Origin of the sequence: Streptomyces sp. CA-142005 (assembly GCF_050942335.1) — a bacterium.
Classification (GTDB): Bacteria; Actinomycetota; Actinomycetes; order Streptomycetales; family Streptomycetaceae; genus Streptomyces.
Map to the genome: position 1 here is coordinate 2,620,786 of NZ_CP192078.1, position 17,783 is coordinate 2,638,568.

18 protein-coding genes are annotated in these 17,783 nt (G+C 72.2%); 7 read left to right on the top strand and 11 right to left on the bottom strand.

Annotation, left to right across the window (positions count from 1 at the left end; translation table 11 throughout):
- Positions 1 to 72 precede the first annotated feature (72 nt).
- A complete protein-coding gene (locus ACQPXS_RS12535; RefSeq protein ID WP_433449264.1) occupies positions 73 to 2,853 on the bottom strand; it encodes a penicillin acylase family protein in 2,781 nt (926 codons plus the stop codon).
- A 208-nt stretch (positions 2,854 to 3,061) separates the two neighbouring features.
- Between ACQPXS_RS12535 and ACQPXS_RS12540 the strand changes: the two genes are divergently transcribed.
- Together ACQPXS_RS12540 and ACQPXS_RS12545 are read left to right on the top strand one after the other, a co-directional pair.
- Positions 3,062 to 3,664, top strand: coding sequence for a hypothetical protein (locus ACQPXS_RS12540; protein WP_356311416.1), 603 nt, complete (start codon positions 3,062 to 3,064; stop codon positions 3,662 to 3,664).
- A 119-nt stretch (positions 3,665 to 3,783) separates the two neighbouring features.
- Positions 3,784 to 4,512 (top strand): 3-keto-5-aminohexanoate cleavage protein, encoded by a 729-nt coding sequence (locus ACQPXS_RS12545; RefSeq protein WP_433449265.1) that lies wholly within the window; start codon positions 3,784 to 3,786, stop codon positions 4,510 to 4,512.
- On the opposite strand, the gene ACQPXS_RS12550 is transcribed toward ACQPXS_RS12545, so the two are convergent.
- A complete protein-coding gene (locus ACQPXS_RS12550) occupies positions 4,458 to 5,192 on the bottom strand; it encodes a hypothetical protein (protein ID WP_433449266.1) in 735 nt (244 codons plus the stop codon). The genes ACQPXS_RS12545 and ACQPXS_RS12550 overlap by 55 nt on opposite strands.
- Before the next feature lie 167 nt (positions 5,193 to 5,359).
- Here ACQPXS_RS12550 and ACQPXS_RS12555 point away from each other — a divergent pair, with 167 nt between their 5' ends.
- Positions 5,360 to 6,427, top strand: coding sequence for an RNA ligase (ATP) (locus ACQPXS_RS12555; RefSeq protein ID WP_433449267.1), 1,068 nt, complete (start codon positions 5,360 to 5,362; stop codon positions 6,425 to 6,427).
- Between the two features lie 40 nt (positions 6,428 to 6,467).
- Here ACQPXS_RS12555 and soxR read toward each other — a convergent pair whose 3' ends face one another.
- The gene (gene soxR, locus ACQPXS_RS12560) at positions 6,468 to 6,926 is read right to left on the bottom strand and encodes a redox-sensitive transcriptional activator SoxR (RefSeq protein ID WP_351804081.1); all 459 of its coding nucleotides are present in this window, start codon (positions 6,924 to 6,926) and stop codon (positions 6,468 to 6,470) included.
- A gap of 116 nt (positions 6,927 to 7,042) precedes the next feature.
- On the opposite strand from soxR, the gene ACQPXS_RS12565 reads away from it, so the two are divergent.
- Positions 7,043 to 7,504, top strand: coding sequence for a MaoC family dehydratase (locus ACQPXS_RS12565; protein WP_351804079.1), 462 nt, complete (start codon positions 7,043 to 7,045; stop codon positions 7,502 to 7,504).
- A 13-nt stretch (positions 7,505 to 7,517) separates the two neighbouring features.
- Here ACQPXS_RS12565 and ACQPXS_RS12570 read toward each other — a convergent pair whose 3' ends face one another.
- The 3 genes from ACQPXS_RS12570 to ACQPXS_RS12580 form a co-directional block, all read right to left on the bottom strand.
- Positions 7,518 to 8,141, bottom strand: a complete 624-nt coding sequence (locus ACQPXS_RS12570; protein WP_433449268.1) for a TetR/AcrR family transcriptional regulator — start codon at positions 8,139 to 8,141, stop codon at positions 7,518 to 7,520.
- 73 nt (positions 8,142 to 8,214) lie between these two features.
- The gene (locus ACQPXS_RS12575; protein ID WP_351804076.1) at positions 8,215 to 8,502 is read right to left on the bottom strand and encodes a YiaA/YiaB family inner membrane protein; all 288 of its coding nucleotides are present in this window, start codon (positions 8,500 to 8,502) and stop codon (positions 8,215 to 8,217) included.
- A 68-nt stretch (positions 8,503 to 8,570) separates the two neighbouring features.
- Positions 8,571 to 9,722 carry an acyl-CoA dehydrogenase family protein gene (locus ACQPXS_RS12580; RefSeq protein ID WP_433455796.1) on the bottom strand — a complete coding sequence of 384 codons (1,152 nt, stop codon included), beginning with the start codon at positions 9,720 to 9,722 and terminating at the stop codon, positions 8,571 to 8,573.
- Positions 9,723 to 9,824: 102 nt separating this feature from the next.
- Between ACQPXS_RS12580 and ACQPXS_RS12585 the strand changes: the two genes are divergently transcribed.
- The 3 genes from ACQPXS_RS12585 to ACQPXS_RS12595 all read left to right on the top strand — a co-directional run bounded on the left by ACQPXS_RS12585 (position 9,825) and on the right by ACQPXS_RS12595 (position 12,245).
- Positions 9,825 to 10,484, top strand: coding sequence for a TetR/AcrR family transcriptional regulator (locus ACQPXS_RS12585; protein WP_433449269.1), 660 nt, complete (start codon positions 9,825 to 9,827; stop codon positions 10,482 to 10,484).
- Positions 10,485 to 10,525: 41 nt separating this feature from the next.
- Positions 10,526 to 11,239, top strand: a complete 714-nt coding sequence (locus ACQPXS_RS12590) for an ArsR/SmtB family transcription factor (RefSeq protein WP_433449270.1) — start codon at positions 10,526 to 10,528, stop codon at positions 11,237 to 11,239.
- Positions 11,240 to 11,306: 67 nt separating this feature from the next.
- Positions 11,307 to 12,245, top strand: a complete 939-nt coding sequence (locus ACQPXS_RS12595; protein ID WP_433449271.1) for a DMT family transporter — start codon at positions 11,307 to 11,309, stop codon at positions 12,243 to 12,245.
- Between the two features lie 33 nt (positions 12,246 to 12,278).
- On the opposite strand, the gene ACQPXS_RS12600 is transcribed toward ACQPXS_RS12595, so the two are convergent.
- From ACQPXS_RS12600 to ACQPXS_RS12620, 5 genes are all read right to left on the bottom strand, one after another.
- Positions 12,279 to 13,361 (bottom strand): Zn-dependent alcohol dehydrogenase, encoded by a 1,083-nt coding sequence (locus tag ACQPXS_RS12600; protein ID WP_433449272.1) that lies wholly within the window; start codon positions 13,359 to 13,361, stop codon positions 12,279 to 12,281.
- Between the two features lie 15 nt (positions 13,362 to 13,376).
- Entirely contained in the window at positions 13,377 to 14,765 is a 1,389-nt protein-coding gene (locus ACQPXS_RS12605; RefSeq protein ID WP_433449273.1) for an aldehyde dehydrogenase family protein, read from the bottom strand.
- Between the two features lie 171 nt (positions 14,766 to 14,936).
- Positions 14,937 to 16,277: an ABC transporter ATP-binding protein gene (locus ACQPXS_RS12610; RefSeq protein WP_365330257.1), complete on the bottom strand. Its 1,341-nt coding sequence runs from the start codon at positions 16,275 to 16,277 to the stop codon at positions 14,937 to 14,939.
- Positions 16,278 to 16,415: 138 nt separating this feature from the next.
- Positions 16,416 to 17,096, bottom strand: a complete 681-nt coding sequence (locus ACQPXS_RS12615; protein WP_433449274.1) for a class F sortase — start codon at positions 17,094 to 17,096, stop codon at positions 16,416 to 16,418.
- The gene (locus ACQPXS_RS12620; RefSeq protein ID WP_433449275.1) at positions 17,083 to 17,742 is read right to left on the bottom strand and encodes a hypothetical protein; all 660 of its coding nucleotides are present in this window, start codon (positions 17,740 to 17,742) and stop codon (positions 17,083 to 17,085) included. The genes ACQPXS_RS12615 and ACQPXS_RS12620 overlap by 14 nt, the downstream gene beginning before the upstream one ends.
- Positions 17,743 to 17,783: the final 41 nt, after the last annotated feature.

Consider the following 17,783-nt stretch of genomic DNA (forward strand, 5'->3'; position numbering starts at 1 on the left):
GGTGGCCCACCGCCGTTGGCAAACCGGCGCCGGCCAACAGCCGTTTGCCAACGCCGGTTTGCCACCCCTTGGTCACCGGTGCGACGTGTACTCCACCACCTGCTGGAACGTCGGCCGGTTCTGCCAGCTGATCTTGCCGTGCTTGATGCCGCCCAGGGTGCGCTGGACGATCGAGTCGGCGCACCACTGGTCGCCGGCCGAGCACTGGTCGTCGCCCGGGTAGACCTGGGCGGCGGTCATCCCGGCCGCCTGGTCGAGGGTGCCGATCAGGGCGTCCCGGCAGGCGCCGAGGCTGCCACCGCCGCAGTACTTCTCGGCGAGCCCGCCCTGCACGTTCTCCCCGAGCACCGCCCGGATGTCCTTGTCGACATAGCTCCACCAGCCGTACTGGAAGGAGCTTCCGGCGTGCGAGCCGGTCGGGCCGTGTCCGGCGGACGGGGCCTCGTCCACGGGGATGTCGTCGGTGATCGCGCTGTACAGATCGCTGCCGAGGCCCGGTTCGAACTCCGCCTTGACCAGCAGCGGCCACCAGGCGTCCAGGATGCGGATCGCGTCGGCGTCCCGGTAGGTCTTCGAACCGGCCGACGTCTCCGTGCGCTTGGCGCCCGCGCTCACCCACGCCTGCAGCTTGCCCACCGCCGCGGCGGCCGTGGAGTCGGTCACCGGCGATGAGTTGATCACCTTGAGCAGCTTCGGCAGCACGTCCTCGGCGCGCAGGTCGGCGAGGGCCGCGTCCGCCATGGCCTGCACCAGCTTCGTACGGGTCACCCCGCCCGCCGCCACCAGCTTCTTCACCCGGTCCTGAAGCAGGTTGCCCCGGTGCACGGACCCGTCGCCCCAGGAGGAGGTCGTGTAGTCCTTGGCCTGCTTGTTGTTCCAGGAGATGTAGTAGTCCTGGTCGACGGAGTTGGGGTGGGCGGAGGCCGGGGTGTAGTCGGCCGTGTTGGTGGCCGGGTCCCAGTTCCGCCACTCGTACGCCGGCTGCGCCCAGACCGGGAACTCGGCGTCGACGCCGGACGCCCGGACCGGGTTGTCACCGCTGTTGTAGTACGCGGTGTGCTGGGAGTCGGCGTAGAACCAGTTGAAGGTGTAGTTGATGTGCTGGGCCGCGCTCTGGAAGTCCTTGGGGCCCTTGACGTAGTCGGGGTCGTTCAGCATCTGGAAGCCGATGATCGAGTCGGCCTCGTGCAGATACGAGGACCGCAGTGTGGTGTAGGCGACCTTCTTGCCGCCGACGGTCGCGCGGTACTCCACCGGGCCGTACTTCGTCCGCCACACCCGCATGGTGTACGACCCCGCCGGCGTGCTGTCGGCCGTGGTCGGTGACCAGGAGTTCTTCTGCTCGACCTTGTCCATGGCCGTACAGGTGCCGTGGTACAGGTAGTGGTAGTCGTCCTGGCACAGTTCGACGGCGTAGGTGTCGATGATGTCCTGGCCGGAGGTGGTCGCGCTCCAGGAGTAGTCCTGGCCGCGGCCGAGTTCGACGTACATGCTCAGGCCCGCGAAGGAGGCGCCGCGGGCGCTGATGCCCGGGCCCTGGATCTCCTGGAGCATGAGCAGCTGCGGTGCGAAGTAGCCGGTCTGCGGTCCGAAGACGGCGATCGGGTGACCGCTCGCGGTGTACTTGCCGCTGACGACGAGCGCGTTGGACATCCCGCGCTTGGCGGAGCCGAGCGTGGTCCTGGCGGCGTTGGCGGACGTGCTCCGGGCGGCCGCGGTGGCCGCGCTGCCCGTACGGTCGTAGACCAGCGGTTCCTGGGCGACCGAGCCGGCGTCGGGGAGGGCCTCGCCCTGGGCGTCGGCGGGCTTGGTGCCGTACGGGAAGCTCGTGCCGTCGTGGACGGTCAAGACGGCCTCGGGATCGTTGCGCTCGCGGAAGGACTCCCAGACCCTGGTGCCCTCCTCGACGCCGTACTTCTGCTGGGCGGCGAGCAGCGACAGGGCGTTGTTGACCTCGCCTCCGCCGCCTGAGCCGAACAGCGAGCCGATCACGGAGGCCAGCGCCACGAGGTCGGTGACCTTGAAGTGCTCGATGGTGCCGGCGTTGGTGATCGGGTCCTTGTGGCCGGTGAGGTCGTACTCTCCGGGGAAGTAACGGCCGCTGTCGGAGGCGTCGATGTAGGCGTTGACGCCGTCGAGGTAGGCCTTGACGTCGGCGAGGGCCTGCTGACCGCGGGCGCCGCTCTTCGCGACGGCGTTGTCGATCTGCGCCTGCAGGTCGGCCTCGGTGTAGGGCGCGTTGCGGTAGAACTCCTGCTCCAGGCCCTGGTTGGCGGCGGCGCCGCCGGCGAAGGAGGTCAGCTGCCCGCGGCCGACGTGCCGGAAGACGTCCATCAGCCACAGCCGGTCCTCGGCCGCCGCGTAACCGGCGCCGTACTCGGTGCCGTACCGGGTGGAGCCTGTGATGTGCGGCACACCGGTCTTCTTGTCCCGGACGATCGTCACGTCGCCGCGACCGCCGGGCTTCTCGGTGGAGGCGACCTGGTCGGACGGGACGCCGAAGGAGGCGTCGTTGAAGAAGTTGCCGATGGTGGAGTCGGTGAGGCCCGAGTAGCCGGAGGCCAGGCCCGCGTACGGGCCGAGCTGGTCCTCGGCGTGCGAGGGCTGGGTGCCGAAGGCCTGGTTGAGCAGGATCTGGGCGAGCGTGGCGTTGCCGTTCTCGCCGGGCGGCAGGATGTCCGAGCACTGGCCGCCGCAGTAGTCGTTCGAGGCGGTGGCGGCGGCCGCGGTCTGGGTGAGGGGGGAGAGAAGTCCGGCGACGAGAACGCATATCGACGCCGTCTTCAGGAACCCGGCGAAGCGGCGGGACGTTCTCAGTCTGTCAAGGGTGGTACGTGGGGTTCGCCGTGGCATGGCAGCTCCTAGCGACAGAGGTGGCCGAACGTTACCGCCGGTATCCCCAGCTTTAAAGATGAACATGCGTCACTTTCCGGAGTACGCAAGCGGGACCACGAGAAGAGATGGAGCCGAATCGCCTGTCGATACGTCTATTCGGCGACGTCCGTGCGACGACGCCGAAGTGACCGAAGTACAGGTGCAGGTGTGACGGAGGTGCAGGGCGATGGCCGGTTTCCGGAGTCTGGCGAGACAGGTACGCGATCCGGACTGCGATCTGGCACTGCGGCGGTACTCACTGCGCAAGTGCCTTGAGAAGTTCGCCCCTTACGGGCATCGGGCGACCTGGGACCATCTGTGCTCCCGGGCGGGCTTCGGCCCCGAGGACCGCTCCCCCGACCCGGCGCGGCTCGTGGCCGCACTGGAGGAGCTGGAGGAGGCGCGGTCCGTCTGGCTCGCCTATGAGACCGACTTCACCGAGCGGCGCAGGAAGGAGAAGCACGACGGGCTGCGCCGGCCGGGCAGCGTGGACGACTGGCACCGGCTGACCTGGGGAGGCTTCGGGGTCGCCTGGTGCGACGACCCGCGGCTCCACCCCGACGAGCCGCTGGCCGAGGTGCTGCGCCGGCTGATCGCCGCCCTGGAGCGGGAACCGGGCTCGGGCTGCCCGGTGTGCGGCGGGCACCGCCTGGTCTGGCGGTACGGCCTGGACCACGAGCCGTCGTCCGGCCCGGTCTGCACGGACTGCGGCATCCTCGTGCCGCGTCCTGTGCTCACGCCGCGGGCGCTGGAGTTCGCCCGCCGGGGCGCACTGCTGATGTCGGCCTGAGCGGCGGCATCACAACGGGGGGCTTTTCTTGGGGGGCGTGTAGGGGATGCCGCGCCCCCTGCCGTGCGGCGAGCGCGGAGAGCGCGGCCGTTGTCGGTGGTGACTGTCACCATCGGGGCATGGTGCAGGTGTGTCTCAACGGAAGCCGTTCGGCCGCTGTCGGCGCGGGGCTGCCGATGTCGCCCGAGGAGATGGCCCGTTCCGCGGCCGAGGCCGTGGCGGCCGGGGCCACGTCGGTCCATGTCCACCCGAAGACGCCGTGCGGGCACGACAGCCTCTCCCCACGCGTCCTCGCCCCGACCCTGGCGGCGATACGGTCGCGGGTGCGGGTGCCGGTCGGGGTGACCACCGGTGCCTGGGCGGAGCCCGATCCGGCGGCGCGGCTCGCCCGGGTGCGCGGCTGGTCCGTGCCGCCCGACTTCGCGTCGGTCAACTGGCATGAGCCGGGCGCCGAGGCGGTCGCCGAGCAGCTCCTCGCCATGGGCGTGGGTGTCGAGGCGGGCATCTGGTCCGGCACCGACGGCGCGGCCCGGTTCGCGGCCTCTTCTCTCGCGCCGAGGGTGCTGCGCGTGCTGGCGGAGGTGACGGACCCGGACCCGGCGACGGCCGAGGCCTCGGCGCGGGCCCTGCTGGCCGGGCTGGGCACCACCCACGGCCGCCCGGTGCTCCTGCACGGCGAGGAGGGCGGCACCTGGCCGGTGCTGCGGCTGGCCGGACGGCTGGGCCTCGCCACCCGGATCGGTCTGGAGGACACCCTGTTCCTGCCGGACGGTCGACGGGCGGCGGGAAACGCTCAGTTGGTCGCGGCGGCACTGGTCCAGTACGGGTCGTTCCAGCGCTCGCCGTAGGGCAGCCCGACGAGCCGGGCACGGATCGCCAGGTCCGGCTCTCCCTGGGCGCGCAGCCGCTGCGGGGCGTGCCGGGCGAGCCAGGACTGGAGTTCGGCGACGGCAGCGGCCTGGTCCTCGGGCTCCCACCAGGTGAACGGCCAGTCATCGGTGACCAGCTCGTACAGCCAGGAGCGGGCGCAGGCGACGAGGTGGGCGTCGGCGGCCGGACCGGGCTCCCACCGGTCGAGCAGCGGGGTCATCGTGCGCAGGATGGAGGCGCAGGTCTCGAAGACGTGCTCGGCGCTGTACGGCGGCTCCGGCGAAGCGAGCACCTCCTGCCACCAGGCGAGCGTGAACGCCTCGACGGCCGCGGCCTGCTCGGCCGGCCAGGACCGCCAGTCCACCCGGCTCAGCCCGTGCGGCGCCCAGCCGACATCGTCCAGTGTGCCGTCCGCCATCGCGTGCGCGCACTGGGGCAGCAGGCGCCGCATCACGGCGGCGTGGTCCTCGAAGTGGTCCGGCACCTTGCGGACGAAGCGGCTCAGCAGGTCGGCCCGGAGACGGGTGTACGGCGTGCGCAGATACGCCGTCTCCTCCTGTGCGAAACAGCGCTCGCAGCCGGTCTCGGCGGGGCTGGAGAAGCCGTTGAAGACGGTGTCGATGTCCGCGAGGGCGGCGGCGAGGGCGGGCGTGGGCATGGGAGTGGGCTCCCGTCGGTACTCCGCGCACGGCGTCGCCGCCGGCCGGAGATCACGACGCTACCAGCCGCTAATCCACTGGCTCCAGCCATTTCCGCTCCGGAGAGTGGGACGCGATGACACACGTCTGAGGGCCCTCAACGCGCCCGTTCACCCCAGGAGTTGTGATGTCGACGCTGCGCGTCACCGCCGAAGTGCTGACCGTCCACGAGCATCCGAACGCCGACGCGCTGGAGCTGGCCCAGGTGGGTCTGTACCGGGCCGTCGTCGCCAAGGGCGCGTACCGCACCGGTGAGGCCGCCGTCTACATCCCCGAGCAGTCCGTGCTCCCGCCCGGTCTGATCGAGGAGCTGGGTCTGACCGGACGGCTGGCGGGCGGCGAGGCCAACCGGGTCAAGGCGGTGCGGCTGCGCGGCGAGCTGTCGCAGGGCATCGTGTGCCGGCCGAAGGCGCTGGCGGACGTCGATCTGGCGCGGGCGGCGGCCGAGGGGACGGACTTCGCCGGGCGGCTGGGCATCACCAAGTGGGTGCCGCCGGTCCCGCCGACCATGAGCGGCGAGGTGGAGTCCGCTCCCGGCCTGCTGCCCTGGGTCGACATCGAGAACATCCAGCGTTACCCGGACATCTTCACCCCGGGTGAGCCGGTCGTCCTGACCGAGAAGCTCCACGGCTCGGCCTGCCTGCTGACGTATGCCGCCGACGAGGGCCGGGTGTTCGTGTCCTCCAAGGGCTTCGGCGCCAAGTCGCTGGCCCTGAGGGAGGATCCGCGCAACCTGTACTGGCGGGCGATCCGGGGCCACGGCGTCGCGGAGGCGGCGGCCCGGCTGGCCGAACGGCTCGGGGCACGCCGGGTCGGCATCTTCGGTGAGGTGTACGGCGCCGGGGTGCAGGACCTGTCGTACGGCGCCGACGGGCGGCGGGACACGCTGGGGTACGCGGTGTTCGACGTCTCGGCGGACGTGGCCGGCACCGTGCGCTGGCTGGACGCGGCGGAACTGCTGGAAGGGGAGCTGCCGGTGGTGCCTCGGCTGTACGCGGGGCCGTACGGCATCGACCGGGTGCTGGAGTTCGCGAGCGGCCGGGAGACGGTGTCCGGGCGGGGGCTGCATCTGCGGGAGGGCGTGGTGATACGGCCCGCCGTGGAGCGGTACAGCACGGTGACCGGGGGCCGGGCGATCGCCAAGGCGGTCAGTCCGGCGTATCTGACGCGCAAGGGCGGCACCGAGTACGAGTGACCGGGCGCCCGGTGCCGTGGCCGGGCGCCGGCGCCGGGCCTCAGCGCCCCTCCGCGAACAGCCGCGACCCCGTCAGCCGCTCGCCGAACACGTCGTCCGGGTTGGACAGGACGCAGGTCTCCAGGGACAGACACCCGCAGCCGATGCAGTCGGTGAGGTGGTCGCGCAGACGGTTCAGCTGCCTGATGCGTTCGTCGAGCTCCGACCGCCACTTCTCCGACAGCCGCGCCCAGTCCTCCCGGGTCGGTGTCCGCTCCTCGGGAAGCTCGGCCAGGGCGTCCCGGATCGTGGACAGCGGGATGCCGACGCGCTGCGCGGCCCGTACGAAGGCGACCCGGCGCAGGGTGTCGCGGCTGTACCGGCGCTGGTTGCCGGGCGTGCGGCGGCTGCTGATCAGGCCCTTGGACTCGTAGAAGTGCAGGGCGGAGACGGCGGCGCCGCTGCGCGCGGACAACTGGCCGACGGTCAGCTCGTGGATCTTCTCGGGGATCTGGGGCACCCCTCAGAGCCTAGTCGCCCGGTGAAGGCCGCGATCCGTTGACAGGCGCCCCTCACCCGACCATGCTAAGCAGTTGCTTAGAGACGTGAGCGGTACGCGAGCGAGAGGCCGGAACCATGGCAGAACCGAGGACCTTCACCTCCCCCGACGAGCTGAGGGCGGCCGTCGGCGAGCAGCTGGGGTACACCGACTGGCTGGAGGTCGACCAGAAGCGCATCGACCTGTTCGCCGAGGCCACCGGTGACCACCAGTGGATCCACGTGGACCCGGAGAAGGCCGCCGCGGGCCCCTTCGGGACGACCATCGCCCACGGCTATCTCACGCTCTCCCTGCTCCCGCTCTTCGGCCCGCAGCTGATCCGGGTCGAGGGCGTGAAGATGGGCGTGAACTACGGCACGAACAAGGTCCGCTTCCCCTCCCCCGTCCCCGTCGGCTCCCGGCTGCGCGCCACCGCGACGATCAGCGGCGTCGAGGACGTCACCGGCGGGGTACAGGTGACGGTCGCCTTCACCGTGGAGCGCGAGGGCGGCGACAAGCCGGTGTGCGTCGCGGAGTCGGTGTCCCGGTACTACCTGTGACCCGGAGGGCGCCCTACCCGGCGCCCACCATCCGCAGCACGAGGTCGGCGTAGAGCGCGCCGACCTCCTCGGGGGTGAACGGGCCGTCCACGTTGAACCAGCGGGCCACGTCGATGCACAGCGACAGCACGGCGAGGGTGGTGCCCTGCACGTCCAGCACGTCGAACTCGCCCGAGGCCACGCCGTCCTCGATGATCCCGCGCACCTCGGCGTCGACCTGGCGGCGCAGCGCGACGATCTCGGCGCGGCCCTCGGGGCCGAGGGCGTCGAGTTCGTACTGCACGACCCGGGCGGTGGTGCGCCGCCCCGCGTGCCAGCGGACGAAGGAGCCGACCGCGTCGGCAAGCCGCTCGGTGGCGGTGCCCTCCCGCTGGGCGGCCGTGCGCAGGATGTCGAGGGCCTTGTCGTGGCCGATGCGGCTGATCCGGTGGAGCAGCTCTTCCTTGGTCTTGTAGTGGATGTAGAGCGCGGCCGGGCTCATGCCGGCGCGGCCCGCGATGTCGCGGGTGGTCGTGGCGTGGTACCCGCGCTCGGCGAAGGCCTCCACGGCGGCGACGAGCAGTCGCCGGGCCGCGTCCGGGGTGACCTCTTCCCACGGCTCCACTTCGCCGCCGGTCGTCTCCTCCGCCGTACTCATCGCTCGCTCGCCCCTCTCGGTGACAGGAGCACCACCATACCGCCGTCGGTGAGCGAGCGCTTAGTGCGCCTGCTCAGATCTTCTCGAAGGGGTCGTGCTCGGCGAGGAGCTTCTCCAGGCGCGCCTGGTCCACGCGGCTGACGATCCGCCCCGCCTCCTGGCGGTCCCGGATCACCTTGGCGAGGGTGAAGGCGGACGTGACGAGATACAGGACCGCGATCGCGAGGAAGGCCCGGACCCAGGCGTTGGTGTCGAGCTGGTAGATGCCGACGGCCGTGGCCGCCATGGCGATGGAGAAGGAGGCGACGGCCTGCCCGTAGAAGGCGGCCGTGCTCTGCTGCTTGACCGGTGTCTCACTCATGGAGAAGAGCATCGGCGGACGTGGTCCGCGCCACATCCGCCGAAGTACTCAGGCGCGTACTCAGATGCTCAGAACGCCGAAACCCCGGTCAGGGAACGGCCGATGAGCAGCTTCTGGATCTGGCTGGTGCCCTCGTAGAGGGTCATCACGCGGGCGTCGCGCAGGAGTTTGCCGGCCGGGTACTCGTCGATGTAGCCGTACCCGCCGAAGACCTGCAGGGCGTTGTTGGCGGCGCGGACGGCGGCCTCGGAGGCGAACAGCTTGGCCTTGGAGGACTCGACGGCGAACGGCTGCCCGCGGTCGATCAGATCGGCGACGCGCCAGGTGAGCAGCCGGGCGGCGTCCACGTCGACGGCGATGTCGCTGATCAGCTCCTGCACCAGCTGGTGGTGAGCGATCGGCCTGCCGAACTGCTCGCGCTCACCGGCGTACCGCACCGCCGCGTCCAGCGCGGCCTGGGCGATGCCGACGCAGCCCGCGGCCACCGACATCCGCCCCTTGGCCAGCGCGGACATGGCCACGGAGAAGCCCTTTCCCTCCTCGCCGAGCATCGCCGACGCGGGCACCCGCACGTCCTGGAGGACCAGCTCGGCGGTGGCCTGGCCGCGCAGGCCGAGCTTGCCGTGGATGGTGCGGCGGGTCAGTCCGGGGGTGTCGGTGGGGACGAGGAAGGCGGAGACGCCCTTGTGGCCGGGGGCGTCGGTGGAGCGGGCGAAGAGGAGGACGACGTCGGCCCAGGTGCCGTTGGTGATGAACATCTTGGCGCCGTTGATGACGTAGTCGTCGCCGTCGCGCACGGCGCGGGTGGTGAGGTTGCCCGCGTCGGAGCCGGTGCCGGGCTCGGTGAGGCCGAAGCAGCCGACGTACTCGCCCGCGGTCAGGCCCGGCAGCCAGCGCCGCTTCTGCTCCTCGTCGCCCCATGCGGCGATCGTCTTGGCGACGAGCCCCAGGGACACGGACACGATCCCGCGCACGGAGGAGTCGCCGCGCCCCAGCTCCTCGGTGACCAGGCAGTACGCGAGATGGTCGCCACCGGAGCCGCCGTACTCCTCGTCGATGGTCAGCCCCAGGAAGCCGACCTCGCCGAGCTTCTTCACGATCCCCCGGTCGACCTCCTCGGCCCGGTCCCACGCCACGACATGCGGGGCTATCTCGCGCTCCACGAAGTCCCGGGCGAGCTGCCGTACGGCGGCCTGCTCCTCGCTCAGCTCCAGGTTCACCACGTGATCACCCCACACAGAAAGGATCCGTCGACGGATCTTGAAAGCTGTACATTTAAATTAGCACTGCTAGTTTACGGTCGCAGCCCTACTATGTGCGCCATGGCCCGACCGCGCAAGCCCCTCCTCAGCACCGACCGGATCGTCGAGACGGCCCGGGACCTCGTGGACCGGGAGGGCCTGGCAACCGTCTCCACCCGCCGGCTCGCCGCCGAACTGGGCGTGAGCGGGCCCTCGCTCTACAACCACTTCCGCACCAAGGACGAGATCCTGGAGGCGGTCGCCGACTCGGTGAGCGGTCTTGTCGACCTGTCGATGTTCCAGGACGGCCGGAACTGGCGGACCGCCCTGCACGACTGGGCCGTCTCCTACCGGGCCGCCCTGCGCGACCACCCGAACATCGTCCCGGTGCTGGCGCGGGGCCCCGGGCGCCGCCCTGCCGCGCTGCGCCTGGCCGACGCCGTGTACGGCGCGATGGTCGACGCCGGCTGGCCGCCGGCCCAGGCGACCTCCATCGGCGCGCTGATGCGGTACTTCATCATGGGTTCCGCGCTCGGTTCGTTCGCCGGGGGCTTCGTGGACGACGCGAGCGCGTACGACCCCGCCGACTACCCCCATCTCGGCCAGGCCCATCTGCTCGCCGAACAGCAGGAGAAGATCGACGAGCGGGCCTTCGAGACCGGCCTGACGGCGCTGCTGGACGGGCTGGCGCAGCAGTTCGAGCAGGTGCGGCAGCAGGCGCAGCAGGGCGTGCAGCGATAATTCGGTGGGGGCCGAAGTGTCCGTGCCCCATCCTGGACGGCATGACCGCCAAGGATCCGCAGGCGGCCGGCCTGGCCGCGCTCGCCTCCCTGATCGCCGACGAGACCCGGGCCGCGTGTCTGCTGGCGCTGCTCGACGGGCGGGCCTGGACGGCCGGTGAGCTGGCCCGGCGCGCGGGCGTCGCCCCGTCGACGCTCAGCGAGCACCTGGGCAAGCTGGTGGCCGGGGGCCTGCTCGCGGAGGAACGGCAGGGGCGCCACCGGTATGTGCGACTGGCCGACGCGCGGGTGGCGGCACTGGTCGAGGATCTCGCCGCGCAGGTGCCCCCGGCGGCCGTACGACGGCCTCCTCGCACCTTGAGTGAGTCGAGCGCCGGGTCGGCCATGGCTCGGGGGCGTACCTGTTACGACCATCTCGCGGGGCGGCTCGGGATCGCGGTCACGGACGCGCTGACCCTGCGGGGGTTGCTGCGGCAGGACACCGGGTTCGCGCTCACCGACGCGGGCGTGGAGTGGTTCCGTGCGGCGGGGATCGCCCTGGAGGTGTCGGGTCGGCGTCCGCTCGCCCGGGCGTGCCTGGACTGGACCGAGCGGCGGCCTCATCTCGCGGGGGCTGCGGGGGCCGCGCTGTGCCGGCACGCGCTGGACGCGGGATGGTGCGTGCGGATCGGGTCGGAGCGGGCGGTGAAGGTGACTCCGTCGGGGGAGCGGCAGTTGGCGTCCCTGCTGGGCATCTCGCGGGAAGAGCTGTGCTGAGTGCGGCCCCGGCGCCCCGTCCGATTTCCGCCAGCCCGGAGAACAGTCGATGCCTAACCTCGGGAGCATGATGAACGCCGCCCCACGCCACCACCTGCTGCCCGCCGGCGCAGCCGCAGTCACCGTCGTGCTCTGGGCGTCCGCCTTCGTGGCGATCCGGAGTGCGGGACAGGAGTACTCCCCCGGCGCGCTGGCCCTGGGGCGGCTGGCGTCTGGGGCCCTCGCGCTGGGGGTCATCTGGGCCATACGCCGGGAAGGGCTGCCGCCCAGGGCGGCCTGGCGCGGGATCCTGCTCTCCGGGCTGCTGTGGTTCGGGTTCTACATGGTCGCCCTGAACTGGGGCGAGCAGCAGGTGGACGCCGGTACCGCCGCCCTCGTCGTGAACGTCGGCCCGCTGCTGATCGCCCTGCTCGGCGCCCGGCTGCTCGGTGACCCGATGCCGCCGCGGCTGCTGGCCGGGATGGCCGTGTCGTTCGCGGGCGCGGTGACCGTGGGGCTGTCGATGTCGGGCGGCGGCCGCAACTCGGTCCTCGGCGTGCTGCTGTGCCTGCTCGCCGCCGTCGCCTACGCCTCCGGTGTCGTCGCGCAGAAGCCGGCCCTGGGACACGCCAGTGCCCTGCAGGTGACGACGTTCGGGTGCCTGGTCGGCGCCGTGGCCTGTCTGCCGTTCACCGGGCAGCTGGCGCACGAGGTCGCCCACGCGCCCGCGTCGGCGACCCTGAACATGGTCTACCTGGGCGTCTTCCCGACCGCTCTGGCCTTCACGACCTGGGCCTACGCCCTGGCCCGCACGACCGCCAGCCGGATGGGCGTGACGACGTACGCCGTGCCCGCGCTGGTGGTGCTGATGTCGTGGCTGGCGCTCGGCGAGGTACCGGGCGTGCTCACGCTGGGCGGTGGTGTGCTGTGTCTCGCGGGCGTGGCGGTGTCGCGGTCCCGGGCGCGGGCCGGCCGGACGGTCCGGGTCGCGGCCGGTGAGGAGCCGCGACCCGAGAAGGTCACCTGAGCCGCCGGACCGGCCGGCGGCGGGCGACCGGCGTCAGAACACCACCAGCGCCCGGCCGCCCTTGCCCGCGAGCATGTTCTCGAAGGCGGCCGGGATCCCCTCCAGGGCGATCCGTTCCGTCACCAGCGCCGAGAGGTCCAGGCGGCCCTCCCGTACGTGCCGGGCGAGCACCGGCACATCGCGGGCGGGGTCCGTGTTGCCGTAGACGCAGCCGGACAGGGTGCGGCCCCAGTGGAAGATCTCCAGGGCGTTGAAGGTGACCTCCTGGTCCTTGCCCCCGATGCCGACGACCGTCGTACGGCCGCCCCGGCGGGTGGAGTCCCAGGCCGCGCGGATCGACATGGCGCGGCCCGCGCACTCCACCGAGACGTCCACGCCCTGCTTGCCGGTGAGGGCCCGGATCTCCCGGGGAGTGTTCTCGGAGGCGAGGACGTAGTCCGTGGCGCCGGCCGCGCGGGCCAGCTCCTCCTTCTCCGGGGACACGTCGACGGCGATGATCCGGGACGCCCCCGCGATGCGGGCCGACTGGAGGGTGGCGAGGCCGACCCCGCCCGCGCCGAAGACGGCCACCGTCTCGCCCGGGCGGACCTTCGCCGAGTGGTGGACGGCGCCGTAGCCGGTGAGGACGGCGCAGCCGAGGAGGGCCGCGTCCACCAGCGGCACACCCTCCGGCAGGGGCAGCACGCAGGACGCGGAGACGACCGTCTCCTCGGCGAACGCGGCCACGTTCAGACCGGGGTGCAGGTCGGTGCCGTCCGCGGTGCGGGCGTAGACGTCGGCGGCGCCGTTCAGGGCGTTGGCGCACAGCCAGACCTCGCCGAGCCCGCAGGCGTGGCAGCTCCCGCAGGACGGGGCCCAGTTGAGGACGACGGGGTCGCCCGCGGCGACATGGGTGACGCCCTCGCCGACGGCCACGACCGTGCCGGCGCCCTCGTGGCCGAGGACGGCCGGGACCGGGACGCGCATGGTGCCGTTGGACAGGGACAGGTCGGAGTGGCAGACACCGGCGGCGGCGAGGCGGACCCGGACCTGGCCGGGGCCCGGGTCGGGCAGGTCGATGCCGGTGATCTCCAGGGGCGCGCCGACGGCGGGCAGGACGGCGGCTCGTACGGCCATGACTCGCGTACTTCCTTAGAACTGGAGGGACTTGGTCTGGAGGTACTCGGTGAGTCCGTGCGCGCCGAGTTCCCGGCCGACTCCGGACTGCTTGTAACCGCCGAAGGGGGCGAGGGGGTTGAACCGGCCGCCGTTGATGTCCACCTGGCCGGTGTCCATGCGCCGGGCGAAGGCCACCGCCTCGTCGTCGTCACCCGCCCAGACGGCGCCGGCGAGGCCGTACACCGTGCCGTTGGCGATGCGCAGGGCGTCCTCCTCGTCCTCGTAGCGGAGGACGGACAGGACCGGGCCGAAGATCTCCTCCTGGGCGATGGTCATGTCCTCGGTCACGTCGGCGAAGACCGTGGGGCTGATGAAGTAGCCCTTGTCCCGAGGGGATTCGGGGCCGCCGGCGACCAGGCGGGCGCCCTCGGCGACGCCCTTCTCGATGTAGCCGCGCACCCGCGACCGCTGCTTGGCGTTGACCACGGGGCCGATGCGGTCGCCGTACTTGGCGGCGGCCGCGGCGGCCAGCTCGACGGCCTCGTCGTACCGGTCGCGGTGGACCAGCATGCGGGTCCAGGCGCTGCAGGTCTGGCCGGAGTTGGACATCACGTTGGCGACACCGACGTTCACCGCCTTGGCGAGGTCGGCGCTCGGCAGGATGACGTTGGCGGACTTGCCGCCGAGTTCGAGGGCCACCTTCTTGACGGCCGCGCCCGCCACCGCGCCGATCCGCCGGCCGACGGCCGTGGAGCCGGTGAAGGAGACCAGGTCCACGCCCGGGTGCTCGGCGAGCGCCTGGCCGGCGACCGGGCCGAGGCCGGTGACCAGGTTGAACACACCGGCCGGCACGCCCGCCTCGTGGACGGCCTCGGCGAACAGCTGGGCGGTGAGCGGGGTGTCCTCGGCGGGCTTGAGGACCACCGTGCAGCCCGCGGCGAGCGCCGGGGCCACCTTGGCGACGATCTGGTGCAGGGGGTAGTTCCAGGGGGTGATCGCGGCGACCACGCCGATCGGCTCGTGCAGGACCGTGGAGTTGCCGACCTTCTCCTCGAAGGAGTGGGTCGCGGCCAGCTCGGCGTAAGAGCCCGCGACCGCGATCGGCACGGCCGCGTGCACGGCCTGGGAGAACGGCAGCGGGGCGCCCAGTTCGGCGGTGACCGTCTCGGCGATCTCGTCCTTGCGGGCCACGAGGACGTCGCGGAGGGCGCTCAGGCGCGCGGCGCGCTCGGCCGGCGGCGTGGCGGCCCAGGCGGGCAGGGCGGCCCGAGCCGCGCGTACGGCGCTGTCGACGTCCAGGGCGCCGCCCGCCGGGACCCTGGCGATGACCTGCTCGTCGGCCGGGTTCACGACCTCGATGACATCCGGGCTCTCGGCGGGGCGCCAGGCGCCGTCGATGTACAGGCCGTCGTGTGCCTTCATGGTGCTTCCTCCCGGCGGGTCTGCGTCGTCCGGGCACACAAACTAGCGGCGTTAGTTTTTTGGCGCCAGACGTACCCGGACATCATCGCCGGGCCGGCCGGTACGCATGCGTCCGGGTGCCGGTCCGCACGCGCCCGGGTGCCTGTGTTCGCCGGTCCCGGGTGCGGGTGCTCATTCGTCCAGGTCGGGCAGCCGGTCGGGGGACGGGCAGATGCGATCGCCCTGCTGGTCGAAGACGAAGAGATGGGCGAGGTCGACGAGGAGCGGGACCTGCATGCCGTGGTGCAGCCGGAGGTCCGGCGTGGTGCGCACCACCAGATCGCCGGGGAGACGGCCCTCCGGGGGCGCGGGCTCGGGCCCGCCGTCCGCCCCGTGTTCGAGCACGACCACCGGTCCGGCGCGCCGCGCACCGGCCCGTTCCCGCAGCCGGTCCAGCGCGGTGGGGCCTTCCCTGCGTCGCCGTCGCGCCGGCCGGGCGGCGGGGCGCGGGGCCTCCAGCTCGGGTACGACGGCGGGCCGGGAGCCGGTGCTGAAGTGGACGAGGATCTCGTGCCCCTGGAACTCCACGTGTTCCACCAGCCCGGTGATCGCCACCTCCCCCGGCCGGGCGGAGCTGTGCTTGGCGATGCGCACCGCCTCCGACCGCAGCCCGACGATCACCTCGCGGCCCTGCTGCACGCGCAGCAACTGATGGTCCAGGCAGAGCGGTTCGGGCAGCCGCAGGGCCTGCTTGCCCAGGCTGATCGTCATCGCGCCGTCCAGCGGGGCGCGGACCAGGCCGCGCAGCAGGTTGATGCGCGGGGTGCCGATGAAGGCGGCGGTGAAGACGTTGCGGGGCAGGGCGTAGACCTGGCGCGGGGTGCCGACCTGCTGGAGCACGCCGCCGCGCAGTACGGCGACCCGGTCGCCGAGGGACATCGCCTCGGCCTGGTCGTGGGTGACGTACACCGTGGTGACCCCCAGCTCGCGGGTGAGCTGGGATATTTCGGCGCGCAGGTGGTTGCGGAGCTTGGCGTCGAGGTTGGAGAGCGGCTCGTCCATCAGGAAGGCGGAGGGGTGGCGCGAGATGGCCCGGCCCATGGCGACCCGCTGCCGCTCGCCGCCGGAGAGCTGGCTCGGGAAGCGGTCGAGCAGGTCCTCGATGCCCAGCATGCGGGCGGTGGCGGAGACACGCGGGCCGGGGTCGGCTCCGGGGTCCTCGATGCGCAGCGGGAAGCCGATGTTGTCGCGGCCGGTCATGTTCGGATAGAGGGCAAAGTTTTGGAAGACCATGGCCATGCCCCGCTCGGAGGGCTGCCAGTGGTTGGCGTACTCGCCGTCGAGCAGCAGCTCGCCCTCGTCGATGTCCTCCAGGCCGGCGATCATCCGCAGCACGGTGGACTTGCCGCAGCCGGACGGGCCGAGCAGGACCAGGAACTCGCCGGGCGCGATGTCCAGCGAGAGCCCGTCCACCACGCGCGGGCCGCGTGGGTAGGACTTGCTCACGTCGTGCAGTTCGATGGCGCGTGTCATGCCTGCCGCCCCCGGGGGCTGTCCGGAGCGCCGCTGCTCCGTGGTCCGAAGACCCCGCGCGGGTCGAACGGGGCCTGTGGGTCACGGAAGTTAACGGAATGTACCCGGCCGGGGGAAGACATCGCGCGGCCCGGCCCGTCACTTGGCCGCGGTCAGGTGGGCGAAGACCACCACGTTGCTGGTGTAGCCCGTCCGCCGGCTGAAGAGGCCGCCGCAGGTGAGCACCCGGAGTTCGGGGCGCCGGGTCCGGCCGTAGACCTCCTTGTCCGGGAAGCCCGCCTTGTCGAAGACCTTCACCCGGTCCACGGTGTAGACGGCGGTACGACCGTCGGCGCGCCCGACCTCGACGGTTTTGCCGGGTCTGACATAGGCGAGCGCGGCGAAGACGGCGGGGCCGGTCCTGGTGTCGCGGTGGCCGACGGCGACCGCGGTGCCGGTCTCGCCCGGTGTGGGCCCGCCCTCGTACCAGCCGACCAGCTTCGGTTTGTCGACCGGCGGCGTCTCCAACTGCCGTTCTTCGTTCAGCCGGACGCCCGCGACCGGGGCGTTGATCCCCAGCGAGGGGATGCGGAAGGACGTCGGCCGGGACCGGGGCAGCGGGCGGGGCGGGGGCGCGGGGCGTGCGTCGGCACGGGAGGGGCCCGGTCCGGCGACCGCCACCCCGTCCGGGCCGCCCGCCTCGCCGGTCCGGCCGGACCCGCCGTGTGCCCCGCACCGGTTCCCGGCCGTCACCAGGACGGTCACCAGCAAGGCCGTCCTGGTGAGGCGGTAGGCGCGGGTCCGGTACCAGGGCCTGCGTCTGCGCCTACGCGGCGCCATGGGGCCGCCGGCGGTTGCGCCGGAGGTACACGGCACCGCCGACCGCGGTCAGACCCACGACGCCCGCGGCGGCCACCGGGGAGTACGCCGCGGCCGTGTCGATCAGGCCGCCGCCACCCGCGTGCACGCCGCCCCTCGGGTCGTAGTGGTCGCCCCGTCCCCACGCTCCGTCGTCCCGGTGGTCGTCCGAGATCTGACCGCCCGGGTCGTGTCTCTCCTCGTGCCTTCTGCCGTGGCAGTTGACGTGGAAGATCTTCTCCTTGGTGGCGCCGGAAACGACCCAGGAGAGCGTGTACTGCCCGTCGGCCAGCCCGATGGTCTCCGTGCGACCGGCACCCCCGCCGAGCTGGAGGGTACCGGTGGTGGTGGCCGCGGTGGGCAGCGGGGGCATTGGCGTGATCGTGTAGGCGATGGTGGGCAGGCGGTCGAAGTTGATGGCGTCCAGCTTGAACTTGCAGACCACCGGCGCGTCTTCCGCGTCGCCGGGGTGCGTGCCCACTGGCTGGATCCTGATGTCGCCGTTCTCCCCGATGGCCGCCGCGGTCGGCGCCGCCACCCATGACGCGCCCGCGATGCCGAGGGCGGCGAGGAGGACAGTGGCGCCCGCGCGGGAGCCGAAGGCACGTGGTGAGGTCAGGGTGGGCATGCACATTCCTCCGCGTCAGACGATTTTCATATAAATCGCTT

Bases quoted from the DNA above. Each gene is read 5' to 3' on its own strand.
- ACQPXS_RS12605 (WP_433449273.1), bottom strand. From the start codon at position 14,765: ATGAAGGCACACGACGGCCTGTACATCGACGGCGCCTGGCGCCCCGCC.
- ACQPXS_RS12545 (WP_433449265.1), top strand. From the start codon at position 3,784: ATGGTGCAGGTGTGTCTCAACGGAAGCCGTTCGGCCGCTGTCGGCGCG.
- ACQPXS_RS12535 (WP_433449264.1), bottom strand. From the start codon at position 2,853: ATGCCACGGCGAACCCCACGTACCACCCTTGACAGACTGAGAACGTCC.
- ACQPXS_RS12620 (WP_433449275.1), bottom strand. From the start codon at position 17,742: ATGCCCACCCTGACCTCACCACGTGCCTTCGGCTCCCGCGCGGGCGCC.
- ACQPXS_RS12615 (WP_433449274.1), bottom strand. From the start codon at position 17,096: ATGGCGCCGCGTAGGCGCAGACGCAGGCCCTGGTACCGGACCCGCGCC.
- ACQPXS_RS12600 (WP_433449272.1), bottom strand. From the start codon at position 13,361: ATGGCCGTACGAGCCGCCGTCCTGCCCGCCGTCGGCGCGCCCCTGGAG.
- ACQPXS_RS12585 (WP_433449269.1), top strand. From the start codon at position 9,825: ATGGCCCGACCGCGCAAGCCCCTCCTCAGCACCGACCGGATCGTCGAG.
- ACQPXS_RS12555 (WP_433449267.1), top strand. From the start codon at position 5,360: ATGTCGACGCTGCGCGTCACCGCCGAAGTGCTGACCGTCCACGAGCAT.
- ACQPXS_RS12610 (WP_365330257.1), bottom strand. From the start codon at position 16,277: ATGACACGCGCCATCGAACTGCACGACGTGAGCAAGTCCTACCCACGC.
- ACQPXS_RS12595 (WP_433449271.1), top strand. From the start codon at position 11,307: ATGATGAACGCCGCCCCACGCCACCACCTGCTGCCCGCCGGCGCAGCC.
- ACQPXS_RS12570 (WP_433449268.1), bottom strand. From the start codon at position 8,141: ATGAGTACGGCGGAGGAGACGACCGGCGGCGAAGTGGAGCCGTGGGAA.
- ACQPXS_RS12565 (WP_351804079.1), top strand. From the start codon at position 7,043: ATGGCAGAACCGAGGACCTTCACCTCCCCCGACGAGCTGAGGGCGGCC.
- ACQPXS_RS12590 (WP_433449270.1), top strand. From the start codon at position 10,526: ATGACCGCCAAGGATCCGCAGGCGGCCGGCCTGGCCGCGCTCGCCTCC.
- ACQPXS_RS12550 (WP_433449266.1), bottom strand. From the start codon at position 5,192: ATGCCCACGCCCGCCCTCGCCGCCGCCCTCGCGGACATCGACACCGTC.
- ACQPXS_RS12540 (WP_356311416.1), top strand. From the start codon at position 3,062: ATGGCCGGTTTCCGGAGTCTGGCGAGACAGGTACGCGATCCGGACTGC.
- ACQPXS_RS12575 (WP_351804076.1), bottom strand. From the start codon at position 8,502: ATGAGTGAGACACCGGTCAAGCAGCAGAGCACGGCCGCCTTCTACGGG.